The organism is Ensifer sp. R1-3, from assembly GCF_056739175.1.
On record NZ_CP096515.1, the window covers coordinates 3,539,203 to 3,562,445 of the forward strand.

The 23,243-nt window shown below is 63.5% G+C and carries 21 protein-coding genes and 1 pseudogene; 12 read left to right on the top strand and 10 right to left on the bottom strand.

The genetic code is table 11. From position 1 onward, the window contains the following. The first annotated feature begins 18 nt into the window (after window positions 1-18). A complete protein-coding gene (locus M1D43_RS16730; protein WP_192923422.1) occupies window positions 19-2,949 on the top strand; it encodes an aminotransferase in 2,931 nt (976 codons plus the stop codon). A gap of 87 nt (window positions 2,950-3,036) precedes the next feature. On the opposite strand, the gene M1D43_RS16735 is transcribed toward M1D43_RS16730, so the two are convergent. Together M1D43_RS16735 and M1D43_RS16740 are read right to left on the bottom strand one after the other, a co-directional pair. Continuing rightward, window positions 3,037-4,047, bottom strand: coding sequence for an amino acid ABC transporter substrate-binding protein (locus M1D43_RS16735; protein ID WP_107608344.1), 1,011 nt, complete (start codon window positions 4,045-4,047; stop codon window positions 3,037-3,039). 98 nt (window positions 4,048-4,145) lie between these two features. After that, complete coding sequence (locus M1D43_RS16740) at window positions 4,146-7,199, bottom strand: aminotransferase class III-fold pyridoxal phosphate-dependent enzyme (RefSeq protein WP_153313663.1); 3,054 nt, start codon at window positions 7,197-7,199, stop codon at window positions 4,146-4,148. A gap of 45 nt (window positions 7,200-7,244) precedes the next feature. Between M1D43_RS16740 and M1D43_RS16745 the strand changes: the two genes are divergently transcribed. Further along, a complete protein-coding gene (locus M1D43_RS16745) occupies window positions 7,245-7,787 on the top strand; it encodes an Lrp/AsnC family transcriptional regulator (RefSeq protein ID WP_003527502.1) in 543 nt (180 codons plus the stop codon). A 42-nt stretch (window positions 7,788-7,829) separates the two neighbouring features. Here M1D43_RS16745 and M1D43_RS16750 read toward each other — a convergent pair whose 3' ends face one another. Beyond that, entirely contained in the window at window positions 7,830-8,771 is a 942-nt protein-coding gene (locus M1D43_RS16750) for an AraC family transcriptional regulator (RefSeq protein WP_010970135.1), read from the bottom strand. A 251-nt stretch (window positions 8,772-9,022) separates the two neighbouring features. Between M1D43_RS16750 and M1D43_RS16755 the strand changes: the two genes are divergently transcribed. Further along, window positions 9,023-10,066 (top strand): NAD(P)-dependent alcohol dehydrogenase, encoded by a 1,044-nt coding sequence (locus M1D43_RS16755; RefSeq protein ID WP_318853533.1) that lies wholly within the window; start codon window positions 9,023-9,025, stop codon window positions 10,064-10,066. A 24-nt stretch (window positions 10,067-10,090) separates the two neighbouring features. Here M1D43_RS16755 and M1D43_RS16760 read toward each other — a convergent pair whose 3' ends face one another. Beyond that, complete coding sequence (locus M1D43_RS16760; protein ID WP_010970133.1) at window positions 10,091-10,555, bottom strand: Lrp/AsnC ligand binding domain-containing protein; 465 nt, start codon at window positions 10,553-10,555, stop codon at window positions 10,091-10,093. A gap of 22 nt (window positions 10,556-10,577) precedes the next feature. After that, window positions 10,578-11,741, bottom strand: coding sequence for a M20 aminoacylase family protein (locus M1D43_RS16765; RefSeq protein ID WP_028011314.1), 1,164 nt, complete (start codon window positions 11,739-11,741; stop codon window positions 10,578-10,580). Window positions 11,742-11,992: 251 nt separating this feature from the next. On the opposite strand from M1D43_RS16765, the gene M1D43_RS16770 reads away from it, so the two are divergent. The 4 genes from M1D43_RS16770 to vapC all read left to right on the top strand — a co-directional run bounded on the left by M1D43_RS16770 (window position 11,993) and on the right by vapC (window position 14,977). Continuing rightward, the gene (locus M1D43_RS16770; RefSeq protein WP_153313691.1) at window positions 11,993-13,075 is read left to right on the top strand and encodes a D-alanyl-D-alanine carboxypeptidase family protein; all 1,083 of its coding nucleotides are present in this window, start codon (window positions 11,993-11,995) and stop codon (window positions 13,073-13,075) included. A gap of 13 nt (window positions 13,076-13,088) precedes the next feature. Beyond that, the gene (locus M1D43_RS16775; protein WP_153313660.1) at window positions 13,089-14,237 is read left to right on the top strand and encodes a CobW family GTP-binding protein; all 1,149 of its coding nucleotides are present in this window, start codon (window positions 13,089-13,091) and stop codon (window positions 14,235-14,237) included. Window positions 14,238-14,345: 108 nt separating this feature from the next. Then, window positions 14,346-14,579, top strand: coding sequence for a type II toxin-antitoxin system antitoxin VapB (gene vapB, locus M1D43_RS16780; RefSeq protein WP_010970129.1), 234 nt, complete (start codon window positions 14,346-14,348; stop codon window positions 14,577-14,579). After that, entirely contained in the window at window positions 14,579-14,977 is a 399-nt protein-coding gene (gene vapC, locus M1D43_RS16785; RefSeq protein WP_013844828.1) for a type II toxin-antitoxin system toxin VapC, read from the top strand. Before vapB ends, vapC begins: the two co-directional genes overlap by 1 nt. 33 nt (window positions 14,978-15,010) lie before the next feature. On the opposite strand, the gene M1D43_RS16790 is transcribed toward vapC, so the two are convergent. From M1D43_RS16790 to M1D43_RS16810, 5 genes are all read right to left on the bottom strand, one after another. After that, window positions 15,011-15,250, bottom strand: a complete 240-nt coding sequence (locus tag M1D43_RS16790) for a sulfurtransferase TusA family protein (RefSeq protein ID WP_010970127.1) — start codon at window positions 15,248-15,250, stop codon at window positions 15,011-15,013. Continuing rightward, the gene (locus M1D43_RS16795; protein WP_153313659.1) at window positions 15,250-16,692 is read right to left on the bottom strand and encodes a L,D-transpeptidase family protein; all 1,443 of its coding nucleotides are present in this window, start codon (window positions 16,690-16,692) and stop codon (window positions 15,250-15,252) included. Before M1D43_RS16795 ends, M1D43_RS16790 begins: the two co-directional genes overlap by 1 nt. A gap of 244 nt (window positions 16,693-16,936) precedes the next feature. Continuing rightward, the gene (locus M1D43_RS16800) at window positions 16,937-17,890 is read right to left on the bottom strand and encodes an acetyl-CoA carboxylase carboxyltransferase subunit alpha (protein WP_003527479.1); all 954 of its coding nucleotides are present in this window, start codon (window positions 17,888-17,890) and stop codon (window positions 16,937-16,939) included. 63 nt (window positions 17,891-17,953) lie between these two features. Further along, the gene (xerD, locus tag M1D43_RS16805) at window positions 17,954-18,889 is read right to left on the bottom strand and encodes a site-specific tyrosine recombinase XerD (RefSeq protein ID WP_010970125.1); all 936 of its coding nucleotides are present in this window, start codon (window positions 18,887-18,889) and stop codon (window positions 17,954-17,956) included. Beyond that, window positions 18,886-19,035, bottom strand: coding sequence for a hypothetical protein (locus M1D43_RS16810; protein ID WP_003527468.1), 150 nt, complete (start codon window positions 19,033-19,035; stop codon window positions 18,886-18,888). Before M1D43_RS16810 ends, xerD begins: the two co-directional genes overlap by 4 nt. A 287-nt stretch (window positions 19,036-19,322) precedes the next feature. On the opposite strand from M1D43_RS16810, the gene M1D43_RS16815 reads away from it, so the two are divergent. The 5 genes and pseudogenes from M1D43_RS16815 (at window position 19,323) to M1D43_RS16835 (ending at window position 22,998) form a co-directional block, all read left to right on the top strand. Then, entirely contained in the window at window positions 19,323-19,598 is a 276-nt protein-coding gene (locus tag M1D43_RS16815) for a type II toxin-antitoxin system ParD family antitoxin (protein WP_153313658.1), read from the top strand. Continuing rightward, window positions 19,595-19,896, top strand: a pseudogene (locus tag M1D43_RS16820) (type II toxin-antitoxin system RelE/ParE family toxin). The gene M1D43_RS16815 and the pseudogene M1D43_RS16820 overlap by 4 nt, the downstream one beginning before the upstream one ends. A gap of 84 nt (window positions 19,897-19,980) precedes the next feature. Then, complete coding sequence (locus M1D43_RS16825) at window positions 19,981-20,559, top strand: shikimate kinase (RefSeq protein WP_027989814.1); 579 nt, start codon at window positions 19,981-19,983, stop codon at window positions 20,557-20,559. Window positions 20,560-20,563: 4 nt separating this feature from the next. Further along, window positions 20,564-21,697: a 3-dehydroquinate synthase gene (gene aroB, locus M1D43_RS16830; RefSeq protein ID WP_153313657.1), complete on the top strand. Its 1,134-nt coding sequence runs from the start codon at window positions 20,564-20,566 to the stop codon at window positions 21,695-21,697. Beyond that, window positions 21,694-22,998 carry an HlyC/CorC family transporter gene (locus M1D43_RS16835; protein ID WP_003527459.1) on the top strand — a complete coding sequence of 435 codons (1,305 nt, stop codon included), beginning with the start codon at window positions 21,694-21,696 and terminating at the stop codon, window positions 22,996-22,998. The genes aroB and M1D43_RS16835 overlap by 4 nt, the downstream gene beginning before the upstream one ends. Window positions 22,999-23,243 lie beyond the last annotated feature (245 nt).

The window sequence follows — 23,243 nt, forward strand, 5'->3', positions numbered from 1 at the left end:
CGCAGAGACGGGAAGGAAATGATGGAAGACGAATTGCTGAAGCGCCGCACGCAGCTTGCGAGGCCGGACGTGTCGATCGAAGAGGCGCAGGCAATCCTGGCCCAACATTACGGCCTTTCCGGCGATCTCACCGAACTCGGCAGCCAGCAGGACCGCAACTACCGCGTCGACACAAGCGAGGGGCCTTTTGTCCTGAAGATCGCGCGTGCCGAATATGCGCGGGTTGAGATCGAAGCCCAGAATGCCGCGTTGCGGCATGTCGCTACCAGGCCCGATGCTCCCAAAGTGCCCGAAGTGGTGTCCGCCCTGAGCGGCGAGGAAATCGTTACCGCAGCCGTTCGCGAGGAAACCTATCAGTTCCGCTTGCTCACCTATCTGGACGGCACGCCCCTGACGCGCCGCAGGCACCTGGCCGTGGAAACCGTGGCGGCACTCGGCGATGTTGCAGGCCGGTTGGCGGTCGCACTCAGGGATTTCGATCATCCGGGGCTCGAGCGGGAGCTGCAATGGGACCTCAGAAGGGCAGGGCCGGTGGCGCTTCACCTGCTTTCGGCCATGAGCGACGTCGATCTGCGCAAGCGCATTGCCGAGGCGATGGTCGGCGCCATGCGCAGGGTTCAGCCGCTGATGCCGGAGCTGCGCCTGCAGGCGATCCATCAGGACGTCACCGACGACAATGTCGTGAGCCGCGCGGACAGGAGCGGGCGCCTCATCCCGGACGGCGTCATCGATTTCGGCGACGTGCTGAAAGGGTGGGTGGTCGCCGATCTTGCCGTTACCTGCGCATCGCTGCTGCATCATGCGGGCGGAGATCCCTTCCAGATCCTGCCGGCGGTGAAGGCGTTCCATGCCGTCTGCCCTTTGACGGATGCCGAATTGAAGGCGCTCTGGCCGCTGATCGTCGCGCGTGCCTGCGTTCTCGTGGCAAGCACGGCGCAGCAGCTCGAGGTCGATCCGGAAAATGCCTATGTCGAAGGCAATGCCGCGCATGAGCGGGAAATCTTCGACGTTGCGGTTTCCGTCCCTCTCGATCTCATGGAGCATGCGATCGGAGAGGCTGTGGAGCGGTCGCCGCAGCTTTCTCCGCCCGGGATGGGCCGCCGGCTGCTGCCCGAGCTCGACCCTTCGGAAATCGGCATCGTCGATCTCTCCTCGCTCGGCCCGCACCTTCCTGCCGACCGCTGGCATTACGAAGACACCGAAGCCCTGCTCCTGCAATCGGCGGCGCGTGCTGCCGGTGCCGCGGCCACGCGCTATGGCGAGTACCGGCTGACGGAAACCAGGCTCCTGCAGGCGAGCGCCCCCCGGACATTCGCCCTGCACGTCGATTTATGCCTGCATGGGCAGACTGCCGTGCACGCGCCTTTTGCCGGCCGGCTCCACCAGCGCGGCGGCAAGCTGATCTTCTCGGGCGAAGGTCTCCATCTCCATCTTTACGGCGTCGAGGCAGCCGACCTCGCCGAAGAGGCGTTCGAGGCGGGCGCACGGATCGGCGTGGTCCCCGGCGATCCGTCGGCCCTGGGGTTCATGCGCGTTCAGCTTTGCACTACGCCGGAGTTGGACCCGCCCGCCTTCGCGGCATCGCATCAGGCGGGGGCATGGTGCCGGCTTTGCCCGTCGCCCTCGCCCATCCTGGGCTTCGATTGCGATGCGGCCTTGCCGGACGCGGCCGGGCTCCTCGAGCGCCGCCGCCGGCACTATGCCCGGCCGCAGAAGAACTATTACCGCACGCCGCCGCAGATCGAGCGCGGCTGGAAGGAGCATCTCTTCGACGTCGAGGGCCGCGCTTACCTCGATATGGTCAACAACGTCACCCTCGCCGGCCACGGGCATCCGCGCCTGTCGGCTGCGGCCGGGCGGCAATGGTCGCTGCTCAACACCAATTCGCGGTTCCACTATGCTGCCGTGACGGAGTTTTCGGAGCGCCTTGCGGCGCTTGCGCCGGAAGGGCTCGACACTGTCTTTCTCGTCAACAGCGGATCCGAGGCGAACGATCTCGCCATCCGGCTCGCCTGGGCCCATTCCGGAGCGCGCAACATTATCTCGCTGCTCGAGGCCTATCATGGCTGGACGGTCGCGAGCGACGCCGTTTCCACCTCGATCGCCGACAATCCGCAGGCGCTGACGACGCGCCCCGACTGGGTCCATCCCGTCGTCTCGCCGAACACCTATCGCGGCCCGTTCCGCGGGGAGGATTCGACGGTGGGCTATGTCGACGCCGTGTCTCGAAAGCTCGCGGACCTGGACGAGAAGGGCGGGAAGCTCGCCGGCTTCATCTCGGAACCGGTCTACGGCAATGCCGGCGGCATTCCGTTGCCTTCCGGCTATCTGGATGCGGTCTACGCCATGGTCCGGGAGAGGAGCGGCGTCTGCATCGCCGATGAGGTGCAGGTCGGCTACGGGCGGCTCGGCCATCATTTCTGGGGTTTCGAGCAACAGGGCGTCGTGCCCGATATCATCACCGTCGCCAAGGGCATGGGCAACGGCCATCCGCTGGGCGCGGTCATCACCCGGCGCGAGATTGCCGATGCGCTGGAGAAGGAAGGCTATTTCTTCTCTTCCGCCGGCGGCAGCCCCGTGAGTTCCGTCGTCGGCTTGACCGTCCTCGACATTCTTCACGACGACGCCCTGCAGGAAAATGCCCGCGCGGTCGGCACCCATCTCAAGAGCCGGCTCGAGGCGCTCGGGGACCGGTTTCCGCTCGTCGGCGCCGTTCACGGCATGGGGCTTTACCTGGGCGTCGAATTCGTCCGCAACCGCGAAACGCTCGAACCGGCCACCGAGGAAACCGCGGCGATCTGCGACCGCCTTCTCGATCTCGGCATCGTCATGCAGCCGACCGGAGACCATCTGAACGTCCTGAAGATCAAGCCGCCGCTTTGCCTCGCCCGGGAGAGCGCCGATTTCTTCGCCGATATGCTGGGCCGGGTGCTCGAAGAGGGATGGTAGGAAAAAGGCGCCGCCGGGATTCCCGGCGGCGCGTGCTGCATGTTTTTGTCCTTCGATCGGCTGCGATCGAAGGAAACATGCGGTAGGTCAGCGGACCGGCGGCGCGTAGATCAGGCCGCCGTTGTTCCAGAGCTTGTTGAGACCGCGATCGATCCTGAGCGCGCTCCCCTTGCCCAGGTGGCGCTCGAAGATCTCGCCGTAATTGCCGACCGCGGCCACCGTCTGGTAGGCCCATTTCGGATCGAGCCCGAGCGCCTTGCCGGCTTCGTTGTCGATGCCGAGGAAGCGCTTTTGTGCGGCGGTTCCGCTTTCGAGGAGCGAAGCGGCATTTTCCCGGGTGATGCCCAGCTCCTCTGCCTCTATCATCGCGAAGAGCGTCCAGCGAACGACCTTGAACCATTGATCGTCGCCCTGGCGGACGGCAGGGCCGAGCGGCTCCTTGGAAATGACCTCCGGCAGGACGACGAAGCGGTCAGGGTCGTTGAGCGTCAGCCGCTGCGAATAGAGCGCGGAGGCATCGGTGGAATAGACGTCGCAGCGCCCGGAATTGAAGGCCTGGATCGTCTGGTCCGCCTTTTCGAAGGCGATCACCTGATACTCGATCTTGTTGGCGCTGAAATAGTCCGCCATGTTCTGTTCGGTTGTGGTGCCGGTCTCCGTGCAGACGGAGGCGCCCGAGAGCTCCTTGACGCTCTTCACGCCGATATCGCCGCGCACCATGAAGGCCTGGCCGTCATAATAGTTCACGCCGACGAAGCTCATGCCCAGATCCGTGTCGCGCGAAAGCGTCCAGGTGGTCTGGCGCGAAAGCAGGTCGACCTCGCCGGACTGCAGCGCGGTGAAGCGCTCCTTGGTCGAAAGCGGCACATATTTCACCTTGTCCGGGCTTCCGAGCGTGGCGGCCGCGACCGCACGGCAGAAATCGATGTCGAAGCCGGACCACTCGCCCTTGTCGTCCGGGGCAGAGAAGCCGAGCACGCCCTGGCTCACGCCGCAACGCAGCTCGCCGCGTTGCTTGACGACGTCGAGGGTTGCGGCCTGCGCCGTGGTGCCGGCAAGAAACGCCGTCGCAAATAGTGCCAAAATTCCGGTTTTCATCGTCCCGTTCTCCTCCGTTTTTTGAGACGCAACTATCGGGTTCCGGAACGCGTGCGTCCCGGAGTGGTCTGGTCTTCGGTGGTGCTTCTACCTCGTGCTTATCCCGCTTGCGCCAGCACGGCCCCGAATGTTTCCTCGAGCACGGCAATCAGATGATCCGCATCCCGCTTCGAAAAGATCATCGGCGGTCGCATCTTCAGCACGTTGTCATGTGGGCCCTCCGTGCCCATCAGCACGCCGCGCTGGCGGGCTCCGTTCGCGACGGCCCGGGCGATCTCCGTCGCCGGCGCCCTGGTCCTGCGGTCGCTGACGAGCTCGATGCCGAGGAACAGGCCGAGGCCGCGGACGTCGCCGATGACCTCGTAGCGCTCCTGCATGGTCCGGAAGGCGGCGAGAAGATGATTGCCGATATCGAGCGCATTGCGGCGCAGGTCCTCGCCTTCGATGACGTCGAGTACGGCGAGACCGACGGCGCAGGATACCGGGTTGCCGCCGAAGGTGTTGAAATACTCCATGCCGTTGTCGAACGACGCCGCGATCTCTCGCGTGGTGACGACCGCGGCAAGCGGATGGCCGTCGCCGATCGGCTTGCCCATGGTGACGATATCAGGGACGACGCCTTGCGTCTCGAAGGCCCACCAATGGCTGCCGACCCGGCCGAAGCCGACCTGCACCTCGTCGGCGATGCAGACGCCGCCGGCCTCCCGAACCATGCGGTAGACGTCCTTGAGGTAGCCGTCCGGCAGAAACACCTGGCCTGCGACGCTCGGAATGGATTCGGCGAGGAAGAAACCCGGCGCTTCGCCTCGGGCGCGCATCGCTGCGATTAGCTCGGCCACGTTTTCGGCGAAGCGCTTGCCGTGTTCCTCCAGCGGCCAGGCGGCCGGCGCGTGGTAACTGTCCGGAACGGCCGCCACGTGAACATGCGGCTTCTGGCCCTTTCCGCCCTTGCGGCGGAATTTGTATGCGCTGAGATCGATCAGCTCCTGCGTCGTGCCGTGATAGGCCCAGTCCAAGACGACGGCGTTTTCGCAGCCCGTATGGGCGCGCATCAGGCGCAGGGCGAGACTGTTGGCTTCGGAGCCACTGTTGGCGAAGGCGGCGACGGCGAGTTCCTTCGGCATCGTGGCCGTCAGCCGCTCGGCATAGGCGACGATGTTGTCGTGCAGGTAGCGCGTGTTGGTGTTGAGCGTCCCTGCTTGCCGGGCCAATGCCTCCACCACGGCGGGATGGGCGTGACCGATGTGGCAGACATTGTTGAAGCAGTCGAGATAGGCGCGGCCGCGATCGTCGATCAGCCAGACGCCTTCGCCGCGCACGAACTTGATCGGTTTCTCGTAGGAGATCGACAGGTTCGGCAGCAGCAGCTCTTTCCGCCGCCTGATGATCTCCTCGTGGGGGCGGCCGCTCCGGTCGTAGAATTCCCGCACAATGCCGGCAAATGTGCTCGCGTCGGGGAAGAGCTCCGCCCAGACGTCTAGATAGCGCTCCTCGCCGACGCCGAGGATATCCGTCGCTGCGAGACTTGTGTCGGTGGAGATCTGCAGATGCAGATGCGGCGCCCAGCCGCCGTTTTCTTCCGGTGCGCCCATTTCACCGACAAGCGCGCCGGCCTCCAGCCTGTCGCCGGCCTTCAGCCGACCGACGGCCTCATGGGCAAGATGCCCCCAGAGCGTCAGGAAAGGCGGGCAACCGTCGGGTTCATGGCGCAGCGCGATAAGGCAACCGTATCCGAGCGGATCCTTCTCGATCTCGACGCTCGCGACGGTGGCTGCAAGCGGCGTATGGACCTTGGTGCCGGCGGCCATGAAGAGGTCGAGGCCGAGATGGCGCGTGCGGCGGGTCTCTTCGATCAGGCGGGAGACGAACATCTCGCCCGAATAGACGGTGCGGGCTTCACCCCAGGGGCCGATGCCGAGCTCGACGCCAGCCATGCGGCAATGCTCTTCCCAGACCGATTGGGCCTCATGCGGCCGCGCGGCCGCCGAACTGACGGTCATCGGATGCGTCGGATCGCCATAGGGGACGAGAGCGGCGGGATAGGCCGCGGCTGGACGATCGAGAAGCGGCAGGAGGCTTTTGCGATTTTCGCCGATCCAGGAGGCGACGGCGTGCGCTCCGGCGACTGTCTCGAAACCGCAGGCCTTTCTCAGGATCGCGGTGGCGAAACGCGGGTTCATCGCATCGAGCTTGCGCAGCAGCGCCCAGGCAGGTCTTTCGCTGATCGCGAGATAGGGATTGTCGGCGGTATGCGCCCGGCGTGATGCGGAGATCGTCACCGAGGTGACCAGCCGCACGGCAATCAGGTCGAAGAGGAGATCGACTTCTTCTTCGAGGAGCGGGTATTCGGCATGGTACCCATTGGCGATCGCAGCCGCAGCGCCGATCGGATCGGGGTGGTCGAGGCCGGCATAGGCGGCGGCGATCGCGACTTCGGCAATGACGGGCGCGTAGAGGGCGTCGCCGAAGTCGATGATACCGGAAATGCGGTCTCGGTCGTCCTCGTCGATGAGGACGTTCCAGTCGTTTGCGTCATTATGGATGACGGCGGAGCGCAGCATCGGGAGCCGCGGGGCGACCCGCTCGTCGAAGCGGTCGAGAAAGCGCTGGAGAAGAGCACGATCCTGGAGATCGGCCACATGTGCGAGCCGTCCGGCAGAACGTCCGGCATTGCGTATGTCCCAGTCGAGGTCGCGCAGTGCGCCCGGATGCATGAAGCCCTTGAGCGAGGCATCGAAGCGGCCGAGCATCCGGCCGAGGGAGTGAAGCGCTCCGTCGCTGCGATCGGACTGTGCGAGCGGAGTTCCCGGAACCCAGGTGACCAGCCGCAATCGATGGACCATCCCGCGCCTGGTGGTCGCCGCGAGGTTCGCGCCGGACAGTGTCGGCTGCAAATGCGGAACCGGCAGGTCCCCTGCATTTTCGCCGGCGTGCTTCAGCAGCGCTGTCTGGAAGTCGCTTTCGATTTCCGGCTCGGCGCCGTTGACGATCTTCAGAATGTAGCAGCGGCCCTCGCCGGTATTGACCTTGAAGTTCTGGTCCCGCTCGCTGTCCAGCGGCTGAAGTGACCCATTCAGGCCGAAGTGCTGCTTAAGGAGGGCTTGCGCTTCCTCGGTCGTGAAATCCGGCGTCGTTTTCAGCATGTCGTTCATGGAGACCCCCGCTCTTGGTCCACGAGAGTTGCACGCCCGCCCGGCATGTGCATCCGGCATTTCGCCGGTTGCACCGGCACTTTGTTTATAATAACCGTCATCTTGCCGGCGCCGCTCGACAGCCGCCCGGCAGTCCCTCTGGCCGGCCGCAGGAGGCAGGAAATCGACGCGACAGACCGAACGATCCTCAGCATATTGAGCCGCGAGGCGCGTATTCCCATGAAGTCGCTTGCCGGGCGTATCGGGTTGTCTCGCAGTGCGACGGCCGAGCGCGTCGCGCGGCTGGAGAAGGCCGGCGTCATTCGCGGCTATCGCGCCGACATCGGCCAGTTGGAGGAGGGGCAGATCGAGGCTTTCCTGCTGGTGACGCTGAAGCGGACGCCCTCGCTCGGCGTGCTCGACCGGCTGGCCGGGTTTTCCTCCGTCAGGCGCGTTTTCTCAGTCAGCGGCCAGCTCGATCTCGTGGTGGAAGTGAAGGTCGCGTCGATCAATGCGCTGAACGAACTGCGCAACGAAGTGGCGCAGCTCGACAATGTCGAGGATCTGACGACGTCGATCGTCCTGCGCCGTGATATCGAACGAAGCTGAGCTTACGGGCGGAAAACCGCACGCATTTTTCCTCATCCCGATCTAACCCTCGCTCAGCATTTCAACCTCGCCGCTCGAACGGCCGATGAGGCTGCGGCGGACGCGGCCGACGTCGCGCCTCGGCGGCTCGCCGAAATGGCGGGCATATTCGCGGCTGAACTGGGACTGGCTCTCATAGCCGACCTTGTGGCCGGCATCGCCGGCATCGAGGCGCTCCTCGAGCATCAGCCGCCGTGCCTCCTGCAGGCGCAGCTGCTTCTGGTACTGCAGCGGGCTCATCGCCGTGATCGCCTTGAAATGGTGATGAAGCGAGGAAACGCTCATGCTTACGCGGCTTGCGAGGTCGTCGATGCGCAAGGGGCGGGAATAATGCTCCTTCAGCCAGGACACCGCGCGGCCGATCTGGTGCGGCTGGCTCTCCGTGGTCGCCATCTGGCGGAGCCGGGCGCCGTGCGGTCCGAGCAGCAGCCGATAAAGCAGTTCCTGCTCGACCAGCGGCAGCAGCACCGCAATGTCGTCCGGGCGGTCGAGGAGCCGCAGCAGCCGAAGCGCCGTGTCCTCAAGATCGGGAGTGAGCTTGCTGACCGTCATGCCGCGCGGCGAAGCCGGAGCTTTCGCGGCCTCCGGGCCGATGGCGTCGAGGAGCGCCGGAAGCCTCGTCGTATCGATCTGGAAGACCATGCTGAGATAGGGCTCCTCGGGCGAGGCGAGCGATATCTGAGAAAGAACCGGCAGGTCGATGGAGGTCAAAAGGTAGTCCGAGGCGCCGTAGACGAGGGTTTCCTCACCGAGCACGACACGTTTGGCTCCCTGGACGATGATCGCCAGGCTCGGCTTGTAGGCGGCGCAATTCGGCTTCGCGGAAACGGAATGCCGATGAACGCTCAGCCCCGGCATAATCGTCGGATGATCGCCGTCCTCTCCGGCGATCCGGGCAATGATGTCGATCATTTCCTGACGCGGGATGCGCTGTGATTCTGTCATATTCTGTGGACTTTCCAATACCTTAGATCCGTGCGGAGACAGGGGGCAGATAGGTTGTCGGCGCTGTCCCGCCACCTGGCTTCCACGATTCTCGCAGAATCGTGCAAAAGTTTTGCAGGATCGCACTAACGCAATGGCCTTGTGAGACAGCATAGTCTGCCCTGCCGCCTGCGGTCCATAGACCAATGGGCGCGCCACTCCCAGACATGCCACTCCCAGACATGCCACTCCCAGACATGAAGGACAGACCCATGGCCATTGCAAGAGGATATGCGGCGACGGACGCGTCGAAGCCGCTCGCACCCTTCACCTTCGAGCGTCGCGAACCGCGCGACGACGACGTGGTGATCGACATCAAATATTGCGGCGTCTGCCATTCCGACATCCACCAGGCGCGCGACGAATGGGGCAATTCGACCTTCCCCATGGTACCGGGCCACGAGATCGTCGGCATCGTCAGGGCAGTCGGCTCCCAGGTCACCAGGTTCAAGATCGGCGACCGGGTGGGTGTCGGCTGCTTCGTCGACTCCTGCACGACCTGCGCCAAGCGTGATCTCGACCTGGAGCAGTATCTGCCCGGCCTCGTGGTGACCTACAACGGCGTCGAGGCCGACGGAACCCCGACCCAAGGCGGCTATTCCGACCATATCGTCGTCAAGGAAGGCTATGTGCTCTCCATTCCGGAGAACCTTCCGCTCGAAGCTGCCGCACCGCTGCTTTGCGCCGGCATCACGCTCTACTCGCCGCTGCGTCACTGGAAGGCCGGCCCCGGCAAGAAGGTGGCGATCGTCGGCTTGGGCGGTCTTGGCCATATGGGAGTGAAGCTCGCCCATGCGATGGGCGCGGAGGTCACGGTGCTCAGCCAGACGCTTTCGAAGAAGGAGGACGGGCTTAAGCTCGGGGCGGACCACTACTACGCGACGAAGGATCCGGAGACATTCACGAAGCTCTCCGGCAGCTTCGACCTGATCATCTGCACGGTCGCGGCCGAGATCGACTGGAACGCCTATCTCAACCTCCTGAAGGTCGATGGCGATCTGGTGCTCGTCGGCATTCCGGAGAATCCGGTGCCGGTCCATGCCTTCTCGCTGGTGCCGGCACGGCGCAGCATTTCCGGCTCCATGATCGGTTCGATCAAGGAGACGCAGGAAATGCTCGATTTCTGCGGCGAGCACGGAATCGTTTCGGAGATCGAGACGATCCGCATGGAGCAGATCAACGAGGCCTATGAGCGGGTGGTGAGAAGCGACGTGCGCTATCGCTTCGTTATCGACATGGAATCGATCAAGGCTTGAGCTTGGGCGGGCCGCTGCCGCTACTCAAAGCAGCGGCAGCGGCCCGTCGTTCTTGATCTCTTCCATGACCGCATAGGTCCGGGTCTCCTTGACGCCCGGGAGCGTCCAGAGGACCTGACCGAGGAAATTGCGGTAGGCGGCCATGTCCTCGAAGCGGGTCTTGACGAGATAGTCGAAGCCGCCGGCTACCATGTGGCATTCGAGCACTGCGGGCGCCTGCTTTATGGCGGCCGCGAACTGGTCGAAGACCTCCGGCGTCGTCTTGTCGAGCATCACTTCGATGAACACCAACAGCCCGAAGCCGAGTTTGTGGGGGTCGAGACGCGCACCGAAGCCGGAGACGTAACCTTCCTTCAGAAGCCGCCTCAGGCGTTCGCTGGTCGCCGTCGGGGAAAGCCCGATCCGGTCCGCCAGCTCCAGATTGGTAATCCGCCCGTCCGCCTGCAGGATATTGAGGATTCTCCGGTCCGTCTTGTCGATCTGGTGCATGGCCGCCTCCGCTTTCGGTGCCTCAGGCGGCAAGCCGTGTTTCGGCGAGCTTCACCCAATAGGAAATTCCGTGCGGAATGGCTTCGTCGTTGAAGTCGTAAGCCGGGTGATGCAGTCCCGCCGTATCGCCATTGCCGATGAAGACGAAGGCGCCCGGCCGGGCCAGCAGCATGTAGGAAAAATCCTCGCCGCCCATCATCGGGTCGAGCGCTGCGTTGACGTTGCCTTCGCCGGCGATCGTGGCGGCGACGGCAAGCGCGTGACCGGCCTCGGCGGCGTGGTTTACCGTCACGGGATAGTTGCGGCCGTACCAGACGTCGACGGTGGCCCCGTAGGCGCCTGCGATGTTCTCGGCGATCTGGCGGATACGGGCTTCGCCGGTGTCGCGCACTTCCGGCGTCAGCGCGCGCACGGTGCCGGCGAGTACGGCCTGTTCGGGGATGACGTTGTGCGCGAAGCCGGCATTGAACTTGGTGACGGAGACGACGATGGAGGCAAGCGGATCGACGGTGCGCGAGGCGATCGTCTGCAGCGCGTTGACGATCTGGGCGCCGATGGCGATCGGGTCGATCGTCTTGTGCGGCTGAGCGGCGTGGCCGCCGCGGCCCTTGACGGTGATGTTGAACTCGTCGGTTGAGGCCATGATCGGGCCGGCGCGGCTGCCGAAGTGGCCGACCGGCATCCCCGGCATGTTGTGCATGCCGTAGACCTCTTCGATTGCGAAGCGCTCCATCATGCCGTCCTTCACCATCTCGTTGCCGCCGCCGCCGCCTTCCTCTGCCGGCTGGAAGATCACCGCGACATTGCCGGCGAAGTTACGCGTTTCGGCGAGGTACTTCGCCGCGCCGAGCAGCATGGCCGTATGGCCGTCATGGCCGCAGGCATGCATCTTGCCGGGGGCCGTCGAGGACCAGGCCCTGCCGCTTGCTTCGGTGATCGGCAGGGCGTCCATGTCGGCCCTGAGCCCGACGGTGCGGCCCGGGCCGCGATTGCCGCGGATGAGGCCGACGACCCCGGTCCGGCCGAGGCCGGTCACGATTTCGTCAACGCCGAATTCCCTCAGTTTTCTTTCGACGAAGGCTGCCGTATTTTCCACCGCGAACAGGAGCTCCGGGTTCTGGTGCAGATGGCGCCGCCATTCGGTCACTTCGTTCTTGAGCTCGGCGGCACGGTTTAGAATCGGCATTGTTCGTTCCTGTCGATCTGTTCGTTCACTTTGGTTCGGCACGTGAGGCCCGACGCTTCTGCATCCGGCTGGAGTCTCGCCGGCGGAGTGTCCGGGCGGTGGATTGGCGCGGCAGCCAGATGAATGGGCTTTGCCATCTCCTTGCCATATAGGCTAAATAGCGGGACGATACGAGGCAACTCCGGAATTTCGAGGTTTGGATTGTGGCAATAGCACGATTCCCGTTGGGCGACAGGTTGGGCAGGATGGGCATGCTCGCGGGGGCTTGCGCCGTCTTCTTGGCTGCGGTGCTGCCTGCATCGGCCAATCCGCGGCTGGTGATCGACGTCGATACGCTCAAGGTCTACGAGCATCAGGACATCTTCCAGAAATGGTATCCGGCGTCGCTGACCAAGCTCATGACGGCCTATACCACGTTCCGGGCCATCCAGGCGGGACAGCTGACGCTGCAAAGCCCGGTGGTCATGACGAAGAACGCCGCTTCGGAGCCGCCGAGCAAGATGTTCTACAAGCCCGGCCAGAAGATGACGCTCGACAGCGCGTTGAAGATGATGCTGATCAAGTCGGCGAACGACGTCGCCGTCGCGATCGCCGAGACGGTCGGCGGATCCGAACAGGCCTTCATCGAGAAGATGAACGCCGAGGCGCGCCGCATCGGCATGACCTCGTCGCATTTCATCAATCCCAACGGCCTGCCCGGCCAGGGGCAATATACGACTGCCCGGGACCTTGCGGTGCTCGCGGTCACGCTGAAGCGCGAATTCCCGCAATATGCTTCCTATTTCGCGCTGGAAGGCTTCACCACCGGCAAGAAGGACTATCCCAATTACAACATGCTGATCGGCCGCTTCGATGGCGCGGACGGCATGAAGACGGGGTTCATTTGCGCCTCGGGCTTCAACCAGGTCTCCTCGGCCAGCCGCGGCGGCCGCAGGGTGGTATCGGTCGTGCTCGGTGAAGACAGCCTTGCAGCGCGTGCCGACGAGTCGGCCAGGCTCCTGCAGATGGCTTTCACCACGGTGAGCACGGGCAAGCCCTCGCTTGCGGAGATCGTCCCTTATGGCGAAACCCGCGGGGTGGTTGCCGATATCAGCAAGGAAATCTGCTCGAAGCAGGCGGCGAAGGTACGCAGCGAGGGGCGTGACGAGGCCGGCCGGCAGAAGCTGCTTTCACCCTATATCCACGAGATCGACCGCCCGCTGAAACTTGCCTTCGCCGGCCTCATACCCGGCAGCGACGACAAGACGGCCAAGGCCGGCAGCGATGCCACGGCACAGGGTGACGCGGTCGAGATCGCCAATGTGCCGATTCCGGTCCCGCGCCCGAGCTTCTGAACGGAGTCTTTTCATGAACGGTCCAATGCGGGTGGTGCCGGTCTCGATCCTCACCGGCTTTCTCGGCGCGGGCAAGACGACCCTTCTGAACCGGGTGCTCAAGGATCCGGCGCTTGCCGACACGGCAGTCATCATCAACGAATTCGGCGATGTCTCCATCGACCACCTCCTGGTCGAGGCGTCGAGTGACGGCGTCATCGAGCTTTCCGACGGCTGCCTGTGCTGCACCGTGCGCGGCGAGCTCGTCGATACGCTGGCCGATCTCATGGACCGGATGCAGACCGGCCGCATCAAGCCGCTGAAGCGCGTCGTCATCGAAACCACCGGTCTTGCCGATCCGGCACCGGTGCTGCAATCCGTCCTCGGCAATCCCGTGATTGCCCAGAATTTCCGGCTGGACGGCGTCGTCACCGTCGTCGATGCGGTCAATGGCGAGCAGACGATCGCCAATCATGTGGAAGCCATGAAGCAGGTCGCGATGGCCGACCGGCTGGTGATCAGCAAGAGCGGGCTCGCCAAAGATGATGGTGCCGGCAGGCTCGAGGCGCGGCTCAGGGATCTCAACCCGCGCGCGCCGATCATCGACGGCGATACGGAAGAGGCGGGCCGGGCCGATCTCTTCGCCTGCGGTCTTTACGACGCCTCAACCAAGGTCGCCGATGTCGGCCGCTGGCTTCAGGACGAAGCCCATGCGGACGGCCACGACCACGTTCATGACCACCACCACCACGAAGATGGTCACGGCCATGGGCACCATCACCATCATCACGACGTCAATCGTCATGGTTCGGACATTCGCTCATTCAGCATCGTGCATGATCGGCCGGTTGAACCGATGGCGCTGGAGATGTTCATCGACCTCCTGCGCTCGGCCCATGGGGAAAAGCTCCTGCGCATGAAGGCTATCGTTTCCGTCGCCGACAATCCGGAGCGGCCGGTGGTGCTGCACGGCGTGCAGACGGTCTTTCACGCGCCGGAGCGGCTTGCCGCCTGGCCGGATCCGGCCGATCGCCGGACGCGAATGGTGCTGATCACCAAAGGCCTGGAGGAAGCATTCGTGCGCGACCTCTTCGACGCATTCACCGGCAAGCCGCGCGTCGATCGACCGGATGCGCAGGCCCTCGCGGACAACCCCCTGGCGGTGCCGGGGATGAAGTTCTGAGGCCTCCGGCCGGGCTTTCTTCATCACCCCCTGCTCGCCGGGGGCTTGATTTTCAGGTCCCTCAGCGCTACGTATATCCCACTCGTATATGGCAAAGAGGAATGGACCTTGGCCAGTTCGACCGTATTCATCAGTAACCGTAGCCAAGCGGTGCGGCTGCCAAAGGCCGTCGCCTTTCCCGAGGGCGTGCATCAGGTCGATATCCTCAAGATCGGCCGCAGCCGCGTGATCGTCCCCCAGGGCAAAAGATGGGACGATCTGTTCCTCAGCGGGCCGCGCGTCAGCGAGGATTTCATGAGCGAGCGTGATCAGCCGGTGGCGGAAACACGCGAATCCTTCTGATGCTCACCTATATGCTCGATACCAATATCTGCATCTATGTGATGAAGACCTATCCGCCGGCCGTGCGCGAAAAGTTCAACGGACTGGCGGAGCAGCTTTGCATATCGAGCATCACGCTGGGAGAATTACACTATGGCGCTGAAAAATCGGCCCGGCGCGTTGAGAACCTTACGGCTATCGAACATTTCGTGGCACGGCTGGAGGTGCTGCCGTTCGCAGACAAGGCAGCGGCCCACTACGGGCAGGTTCGGGCTGAACTGGAGCGGACGGGAACGCCATGCGGCCCCCACGACATGCAGATCGGCGCGCATGCGCGCAGCGAAGGGCTGATTGTCGTGACCAACAATATACGCGAGTTCGTCCGCATGCCGGGTGTAAGGGTCGAGAACTGGCTGTGACCGATCCGAAGGCGCGGGAGTGCTTTAATTTGGTTAGCTACACCGCTTGCGGATAAGGAAACGATGTCCGCCTGCGATCGGCTCAGCCTGTTCCAGCCGATGCCCGTCCTCGTTGCAGAAATGCGGGATGTCTATCACGGCCAGCGGGTCCGTCGTTTCGATCTCGATGAGTGCGCCGGGCGTCAGGTTTTCCATTCGCTTGCGCGTCTTCAAAACGGGAAGGGGGCATTTCAGCCCCCTCAGATCGTAGCGTAGCCTCGCTTCCTCGGGCATCAATTGCCCCAGAGTTTCCAGAACGGGCGCTTCTTCGGCTGCTCGGCGGGTTGCTGTTCGGGTGCCGGCGCTTGCGCATTCCCGGCGGGAGCGGCGGCAACCTGAGCATTGTCCTGCGCCGGCGGTGCTGCCTGTTGCCCGCTGGCGGCGGCTTGCGGCTGGCCCGGTGCGGGCTGTTGAGCGGCCGGCTGGCCTGCGCCCTGCTGCGCGGGAGCCTCGGCGGCGGGTGCGGCCGGCGCGGCCGCGGGCTCGCTGCGAGAGAACAGACCCCAGAGCGACTTCCTCGCGGGCTCGGCTTGCACCGCTGCCTGCTCCACGGGGCGCTCGAGCGGGTTGGCCTGCGGCACCGGCAGGCCCTTGCCTTCGCGGGCCGCCTTTTCCAGCGCTTCCTTCTGGATCAAGGTTGCCTGCTTGGCTTCCTCGGCCTCTTTCTGTTCGGCAAGCTTCTTCTCGAGATCGCTTACCTTGAGCAGCTTGCCCGCATCGAGCGAGGTGCCGGTCGGCGCATAGGCAAGCTCGCGGCCCTTGCGCTGGTCGGCGACGACCGCCTTGCGTTCGGCCTCGGTCGGCTCATACCAGACCATGCCGTCGAATTTCTTCAATGCCTTCTCGTAGTCGCGCCGATAGTCCTTGTCGTAGCTGGCCATCGCCATCTGCAGCGCCGGCGGCGTCGTCATGGCAGGGCACTGGCCGGCCGCATTGAACTGCCCCGCGGCCTGCTGATTGAAGACGTATTTCCTCTCGCAGACATTCACTGCCGGCGGGCGCTTGGTCACTTCGAACTGGTCGTAGCCGGCCTTCAGCATCTTCCAGAAGTCGATGTTCGGATTGTCGCGGTGGCGCGCCATGTTTTCCGCCGTCATGCGGAAGGGAAAGGCTTGAAGCTGCACGCTTTCCTGGCCGCCCTTGAACGCGTCGCGGGCGAGCGCGAAAATCTCGATGATCTGCTCGTTCGTCATCGAATAGCAGCCGGCCGAAGAGCAGGCACCGTGGATCATCAGATGCGTGCCGGTGCGGCCGTTGGCCTTGTCGTAGGTGTTCGGATAGCCCGTGTTGATCGCCAGGTAGTAGCTCGAATTCGGGTTCATCTGGTGCGGATAGAGCGGATAGAATCCCTCCGGCGCCTGCCGGTCTCCCTCCTTCACCTTGGGCCCGAGCTTGCCCGACCAGGCGCAGATCTTGTAGCTCTTCAGAAGCTGGAACCGGTTCGCCGTGTTCGCCTTCCAGACTTCGAGCGTCCCTTCTTCCTTGAAGATGCGCAACAGGATCGGGGACGTCTTCTGCATCCCCAGCTCGCGCATCTTGCTGACCATCTTGCTGGAAAGCTGGTACTCGGTCTTGTTCTTGACGGACGACAGGTTGACCGAATCGAGCGTCTCGTTGGTGCAGCCCGCAAGAGCGGCTGCGACAGCGGCGGTGAGGACAAGGTTCCTGAAACGCATCGGCAAAAGCCCGTTCTAGCCACATTCTATCCGTGCACGCCGGTTCCACGAAGGACAGGCGTCAACGAATCAGTACGTCATTATTCTTCACGAAATCTTAACCGTGCAGGCGCCCCCTGCGAATGGCCATCTCTCATGACCTCATGAATATGGCCAAGATTTGGCCACACTCCGATTTCCGGTTGCTGACGTCAGGGAATAATCGCAATGGTTCGGATTGGAACGGCTCGGGCCGGAGCCGTAATCAGAGGTTACGGCCGATATTCAGATATTTCTGCCGCCGGTCGGCCCGCAATTCGTCGCCATTGCGTGCGGAAAGCTCCTTGAGAGCGTCGCCGATCACGGTTTCCGTGCGGCTGATGACCGCGTCCGGGTCACGGTGGGCTCCACCGACAGGCTCCGGGATTATTCCGTCGATGACGCCGAGCGACTTCAGGTCTTCGGCGGTGATCTTCATGTTGCTGGCGGCCTCCTTGGCGCGCGTCGAGTCGCGCCAGAGGATCGAGGCCGCACCTTCCGGGGAGATCACGCTGTAGATCGCGTGCTCCAGCATGTAGACGCGGTTGCCGGTCGCGATCGCGATCGCGCCGCCCGAACCGCCTTCGCCGATCACCACGGTGACGATCGGCACCTTGACGTTGAGGCACATTTCGGTCGAGCGGGCGATCGCCTCGGCCTGGCCCCGCTCCTCGGCGTTGACGCCCGGATAGGCGCCTGCCGTGTCGACCAGCGTTATCAGCGGCAGGCCGAAACGGTCGGCCATCTCCATTATGCGCGTCGCCTTGCGATAGCCCTCGGGTCGGGGGCTGCCGAAATTGTGCTTGATGCGCGACTTGGTGTCGTTGCCCTTCTCCTGGCCGATGACGGCGACGGGCGTGCCGTGAAAGCGGGCAAGCCCCGCCTGGATCGCGTCGTCATTGGCGAAATTCCGGTCGCCGGCAAGCGGCGTGAACTCGGTGAAGAGGCGCGAGGCATAGTCCAGGAAATGCGGACGCGAGGGGTGGCGAGCGACCTGGGTCTTCTGCCAGGGGGACAATTTGGAATAGATCTCGACCATCGCATCGCGGACGCGCCCTTCCAATCGGGCGATCTCGTCTGATGTGTTAACGCTCTCGTCTTCGCTGGCGAGCTTCTTCAGTTCGAGAATCTTGCCTTCGAGATCAGAGATGGGTTTTTCGAAGTCGAGATAATTGTGCATCAGACGCGTTTCCGATCGTTTTTCGACAAGGGCCGCCCTGCCAAGCCATTCCGTCAGGCGGACCTAATCCTGTTTTTTCGCCTGTTTGGCAAGGGGGTGATGGTTTTGCACGAGGTCGTGAAGCCGTTCTTCCAGCACATGCGTATAGATTTGTGTCGTGGAAATGTCTGAATGGCCGAGCAGTTCCTGTACGGCGCGAAGGTCGGCGCCGTTGGCGAGCAGATGACTGGCGAAGGCGTGGCGCAGCACGTGCGGCGAAATCGCCGCCACCCGGATGCCTGCCCGTGCCGCAAGGCTCTTGAGGTCGCGGGCAAAGACCTGCCGCGGCAGATGGCCGGACTTGCCATTGGAGGGGAACAGCCAGGGGCTGTCCGCACTCTCTTCCTGCAGTGCTTCCCCATAGGCCCGCATGGCGCGGATCGCCGCCTGCGACAGCGGTACGAGCCTTTCCTTGTTACCCTTGCCGCGAATGATGAGAAAACGCCCGTTCTGTGCAAGCACGCTCGCCGGCAGCGACACGAGCTCGCTGACGCGCATGCCTGTCGCATAAAGGAGCTCGATCAGCGCGTGCATGCGCAATTTCGCCATCACGTCGTCGCTGCCGGATTTCGCCTCCGCTTCCGCCTGGCCGATCAGCCGGGTGACGTCTTCGATGCTGAGGGTCTTCGGAAGGGTGCGGGCTTTCTTCGGCGCGTCGAGGATGCCCGTCGGGTCGTCCGTGCGCAGCCCCTCCGCATAGAGGAACTTGTAAAATTGCCGGAGGGCCGAGAGCCGCCGCGCCTGCGACGACGCTTTGAAGCCCTGGCCTGCGAGATGGGAGAGATAGCTTCTGAGATCGTCGGCCGAGGCGTCGGTGAGCCCGGTGCCGCGCGAGCGCAGGAAGGAACGCGCGTCCTCGAGGTCGCGCTCGTAGGATTGCAGCGTGTTCGCCGCCGCTCCACGCTCGGCGCTCATCATTTCCAGGAAGGCTTCGACGTAGGCTGCGGACATATCCGTCATTGCGGCTTGTTGACCCGTTCGGAGGGAATGCGCACCGTCACGTCCCGCTCAACCGGGACGACGAAAGTGACGAGCGCCACCATCGTGCCATAGACCATGCCGGCCGCGACGGCGCAGATGAACAGGAAGCGGAAGAGGGTGGGCATTCAAGTCTCCTCTGCATGGCGCCGGAAAACCGGACCTTTTCGCGGGCGGACCATGCAGCCGTTCGAAACGCTGTAGCGCGTCCAATATGAACGCTGCAGCGGGTGCGTGAACTATATGAACGGCGCCGACCAAGAGTGCAAGAAGCCGGCCCCCGATCCTTGCAGCGCCGCGCGTCTAATCAGGCGCAAAGGCCGCCGGTCCGCACGTCCAAGCGAAGGCGCCGAAAATCATTGAATCGGATAGGTGGGAAAAGTGGTAGTATCAAGTAGTAGTATAGGGATGTGCCATGCAAACGGAAAAGCTCAGTATCAGTCTGCCGGTCGACATGGCGCGCATGGTGCGCCGCCGGGTCGAGGACGGGGCTTATGCCTCAAACAGCGAAGTCATCCGTGACGCATTGCGACTGTGGCAGGAGCGCGAACAGGAACGCGGGCATCGCCTTGATGCCATCCGCGCCAGCCTCGATGCCGCTGCCAACGATCCGGCACGCCATGGCAGCGCCGAGGTTTCGGCTCATTTTGACCGTCTTCTGACCCAGACAGAGAAGACTGCCAAGTCGTGAGCCGCGAACTCGTCTTTACGCCGGCGGCGCTCGCCGATCTAGAGGAGACATTTTGGTTTGTCGCTGCCGATAATCCTCGTCGCGCCCGCAGCTACGTCGCAGAGATCGAACAAGCTGCCGCAATCTCTGCGAGACGCCGTTGATGGGCCGTGGAAGACCGGATTTGCGGCCGAACCTGTTTATCTTCCCGCTTTGGCGACGTGTTCTGATCGCCTACGAACTGCCGGACAATCGCGTAGATATTCTGCGCGTGTTTTCAGGCGGGCAGGATTACGAAGCAATCATGTCTGGCGAGTAGGTAGGTCCTGATCTGCAGTGGCGACGGCTTGACGCTCCCCCCCGATTTGTCGATACCGGAGAGGAATGGGGAATTTGAAGCGCAATGAACGATGTGACCGAACCGGTTTCCGCGACGCTGGCCGAAAGGGCGAAGCGCACTCTCGGTAAGCGCAATCTCGTTTTCATCGGCCTGATGGGGGCAGGTAAATCGGCAATCGGTCGGCTGACCGCCCAGGCGCTCGGCGTTCCTTTCGTCGATTCCGACCACGAGATCGAGCGGGTCTCGCGCATGACGGTCGGCGATCTCTTCGCGACCTACGGCGAGGAAGAGTTCCGGGCGCTGGAGGCCCGCGTGCTGAAGCGCCTGCTCAGGTCCGGCCCGCGGGTGGTGTCGACCGGCGGCGGCGCCTATATCAACGAGCGCTCGCGGCGGCATATCAAGAAGGGCGGCCTGACGATCTGGCTCAACGCCGAGCTTGACGTGCTATGGGAGCGGGTAAACAAGCGCGACACCCGGCCGCTTCTGAAGACCGAGAATCCGAAGCAGACGCTCGAGAACCTGATGCGCGCGCGCTACCCGATCTATGCCGAGGCGGACCTGACCGTTCTCTCGCGCGATGTGAAAAAGGAAGCGATGGTCGAGGAGGTTCTCGCCGCCATCGCCGATCATCAGAAAGCCTGAAGCCATGACCAGCCATGTGATGCCAACCGCCGAGCGCAAGGTCCGCGTCGATCTCGCAGAGCGTTCCTACGATATCCTCATCGGCCCCGGTCTGATCGCCGCGGCAGGCAGGGAGATCGCTTCCCGGCTCAAGGGCCGGAAGATGGCGGTCATCACCGACGAGAACGTCGCGCCGCGTTATCTCGAACCACTGATGGCGAGCCTCGGGGAAAGCGGCATCGAGGCCGTCTCCCTCATCCTGCCGGCAGGCGAGAAGACCAAGAGCTTCGAGCACCTGATCCCGGTTTGCGAAGCCATCCTCGGCGCCAGAATCGAGCGCAACGACGCGGTGATCGCGCTCGGCGGCGGCGTCATCGGCGATCTTACCGGCTTTGCCGCCGGTATCGTCCGCCGCGGTTCGCGCTTCATCCAGATCCCGACATCGCTGCTGGCGCAGGTCGATTCCTCGGTCGGAGGCAAGACCGGGATCAATTCGCCGCATGGCAAGAACCTGATCGGCGTCTTCCATCAGCCCGACCTCGTCCTCGCCGATACTGCCGCGCTCGACACGCTGAGCCCGCGCGAATTCCGCGCAGGCTATGCCGAGGTCGCGAAATACGGCCTTATCGACAAGCCGGAGTTCTTCGAATGGCTCGAGAAAAACTGGCAGGCGGTGTTTGCAGGCGGACCCGCCCGGATCGAGGCGATTGCCGTCAGCTGCCAGGCAAAGGCCGACGTCGTTGCCGCGGACGAGCGCGAAAACGGACGTCGTGCCCTCCTCAACCTCGGCCATACCTTCGGTCATGCGCTGGAGGCCGCCACCGATTACGACAGCAAGCGGCTGGTGCATGGAGAGGGCGTTGCGATCGGCATGGTTCTGGCGCATGAGTTTTCAGCCCGGATGAATCTTGCGAGCCCCGACGATGCGCGGCGGGTGGAGGCCCATCTGAAAACCGTCGGCCTGCCGACGCGCCTCGCCGACATTCCCGGTGCATTGCCGCCGGCCGATCGGCTGATGGAGGCGATCGCCCAGGACAAGAAGGTGAAGGGAGGCAAGCTCACCTTCATCCTTACGAGGGGCATAGGCCAGTCCTTCGTGGCGGACGACGTGCCCTCCTCGGAGGTGTTGAGCTTTCTTATGGAAAAGCATCCGCGATGACCGATGTGCTCCTGGGCTTTCTGACGGAATACTGGCTGTCGCTGCTTTCCGTTATCTGCCTTCTCGTTATTTCAGCCTTTTTCTCCGGCTCCGAGACGGCGCTGACCGCGGCCTCGCGCTCGCGGATGCATACGCTGGAGAACAACGGCGAGGAGCGGGCCGGCATGGTCACCCGGCTGATCGAGCGTCGCGACCGTCTGATCGGGACGCTGCTCATCGGCAACAACCTCGTCAACATTCTGGCCTCGTCGCTGACGACGAGCCTGCTGATCGGCCTCTTCGGCGATTCGGGCGTGGCGATCGCCACAGTCGCCATGACGGTACTGCTCGTCATCTTCTCCGAGGTCCTGCCGAAGAGCTGGGCGATCGCGTCGCCGGACCGGTTTGCGCTGGCGGTTGCGCCTTGGGTTCGCCCCTTCGTTGCCGTCGTGGGTCCGGTATCCTCCCTCGTCAACGCAATTGTCAGGCGCATCCTGCACCTCTTCGGCATCAATCTTTCTTCCGACCTGCCGATGCTCACCGCGCATGAGGAACTGCGCGGCGCGGTCAATCTGCTCCACCGCGAAGGGTCGGTCATCAAGGCGGACCGCGACCGGCTCGGCGGGGTGCTCGATCTCGGCGAACTCGAAGTTTCCGACGTCATGATCCACCGGACCGGCATGCGGGCGATCAATGCGGATGATCCGCCCCAGACCTGCGTGCGCGAGATCCTCGAAAGTCCGTTTACACGCCTGCCGTTGTGGCGCGGCTCGGCCGACAACATCATCGGCGTCGTCCATTCCAAGGACCTGCTCCGGGCGCTCGCCGAGCCGAATGTGGAGCCCGAGACGCTCGATATCGTCAAGATTGCGCAGAAACCCTGGTTCGTTCCGGATTCGACCAATCTCAAGGACCAGCTCAACGCCTTCCTGCGCCGCAAGCTGCATCTTGCGATCGTGGTCGACGAATACGGCCAGGTGCAGGGGCTCGTCACGCTGGAGGATATTCTCGAAGAGATCGTCGGCGACATTGCCGACGAGCACGACATCGACATCCAGGGCGTACGTCAGGAGGCCGACGGTTCGATCGTCGTCGATGGTTCCGTGCCGATCCGCGACCTCAACCGGGCGCTGGACTGGTCGTTGCCGGACGAGGAGGCGACGACGGTTGCCGGCCTCGTGATCCATGAATCGAAGAGCATTCCGGAGGAGCGGCAGGCCTTCACGTTCTACGGCAAGCGTTTCACCGTGATGAAGCGGGTGAAGAACCGCATCACCAAGCTGCGCATCCGCGCGGCCGAGGACGAGGGGCAGGTGGGTTAGGACCTGTGGACACTTATGGATAGGGGTTTGATTTTGCACAAATCGGTCAATGCCAAGGATTTTTCCGCAGCAAAGGGTTGTCCCCTTTGCAAGGGAAAAGCCGCCGGCAGTGGGCGATTTGTGCAAAACCCTTCGGGCGGCCCATATTGCGGTGCCTTGTCGCGAAAAATCCGGCTTGCAGGCGGACGGCCTGCGGCGCCGGATTTTCCACGAAAGTCCCTCGCAATTTGGGCCGTCAAATCCCT

Excerpts from the sequence above, each read along its gene's own strand:
- M1D43_RS16730 (WP_192923422.1), top strand. The coding sequence starts at position 19 with ATGATGGAAGACGAATTGCTGAAGCGCCGCACGCAGCTTGCGAGGCCG.
- M1D43_RS16735 (WP_107608344.1), bottom strand. The coding sequence starts at position 4,047 with ATGAAAACCGGAATTTTGGCACTATTTGCGACGGCGTTTCTTGCCGGC.
- M1D43_RS16740 (WP_153313663.1), bottom strand. The coding sequence starts at position 7,199 with ATGAACGACATGCTGAAAACGACGCCGGATTTCACGACCGAGGAAGCG.
- M1D43_RS16745 (WP_003527502.1), top strand. The coding sequence starts at position 7,245 with ATGTGCATCCGGCATTTCGCCGGTTGCACCGGCACTTTGTTTATAATA.
- M1D43_RS16750 (WP_010970135.1), bottom strand. The coding sequence starts at position 8,771 with ATGACAGAATCACAGCGCATCCCGCGTCAGGAAATGATCGACATCATT.
- M1D43_RS16755 (WP_318853533.1), top strand. The coding sequence starts at position 9,023 with ATGGCCATTGCAAGAGGATATGCGGCGACGGACGCGTCGAAGCCGCTC.
- M1D43_RS16760 (WP_010970133.1), bottom strand. The coding sequence starts at position 10,555 with ATGCACCAGATCGACAAGACGGACCGGAGAATCCTCAATATCCTGCAG.
- M1D43_RS16765 (WP_028011314.1), bottom strand. The coding sequence starts at position 11,741 with ATGCCGATTCTAAACCGTGCCGCCGAGCTCAAGAACGAAGTGACCGAA.
- M1D43_RS16770 (WP_153313691.1), top strand. The coding sequence starts at position 11,993 with ATGCTCGCGGGGGCTTGCGCCGTCTTCTTGGCTGCGGTGCTGCCTGCA.
- M1D43_RS16775 (WP_153313660.1), top strand. The coding sequence starts at position 13,089 with ATGAACGGTCCAATGCGGGTGGTGCCGGTCTCGATCCTCACCGGCTTT.
- vapC (WP_013844828.1), top strand. The coding sequence starts at position 14,579 with ATGCTCACCTATATGCTCGATACCAATATCTGCATCTATGTGATGAAG.
- M1D43_RS16790 (WP_010970127.1), bottom strand. The coding sequence starts at position 15,250 with ATGCCCGAGGAAGCGAGGCTACGCTACGATCTGAGGGGGCTGAAATGC.
- M1D43_RS16795 (WP_153313659.1), bottom strand. The coding sequence starts at position 16,692 with ATGCGTTTCAGGAACCTTGTCCTCACCGCCGCTGTCGCAGCCGCTCTT.
- M1D43_RS16800 (WP_003527479.1), bottom strand. The coding sequence starts at position 17,890 with ATGCACAATTATCTCGACTTCGAAAAACCCATCTCTGATCTCGAAGGC.
- xerD (WP_010970125.1), bottom strand. The coding sequence starts at position 18,889 with ATGACGGATATGTCCGCAGCCTACGTCGAAGCCTTCCTGGAAATGATG.
- M1D43_RS16810 (WP_003527468.1), bottom strand. The coding sequence starts at position 19,035 with ATGCCCACCCTCTTCCGCTTCCTGTTCATCTGCGCCGTCGCGGCCGGC.
- M1D43_RS16815 (WP_153313658.1), top strand. The coding sequence starts at position 19,323 with ATGCAAACGGAAAAGCTCAGTATCAGTCTGCCGGTCGACATGGCGCGC.
- M1D43_RS16825 (WP_027989814.1), top strand. The coding sequence starts at position 19,981 with ATGAACGATGTGACCGAACCGGTTTCCGCGACGCTGGCCGAAAGGGCG.
- aroB (WP_153313657.1), top strand. The coding sequence starts at position 20,564 with ATGACCAGCCATGTGATGCCAACCGCCGAGCGCAAGGTCCGCGTCGAT.
- M1D43_RS16835 (WP_003527459.1), top strand. The coding sequence starts at position 21,694 with ATGACCGATGTGCTCCTGGGCTTTCTGACGGAATACTGGCTGTCGCTG.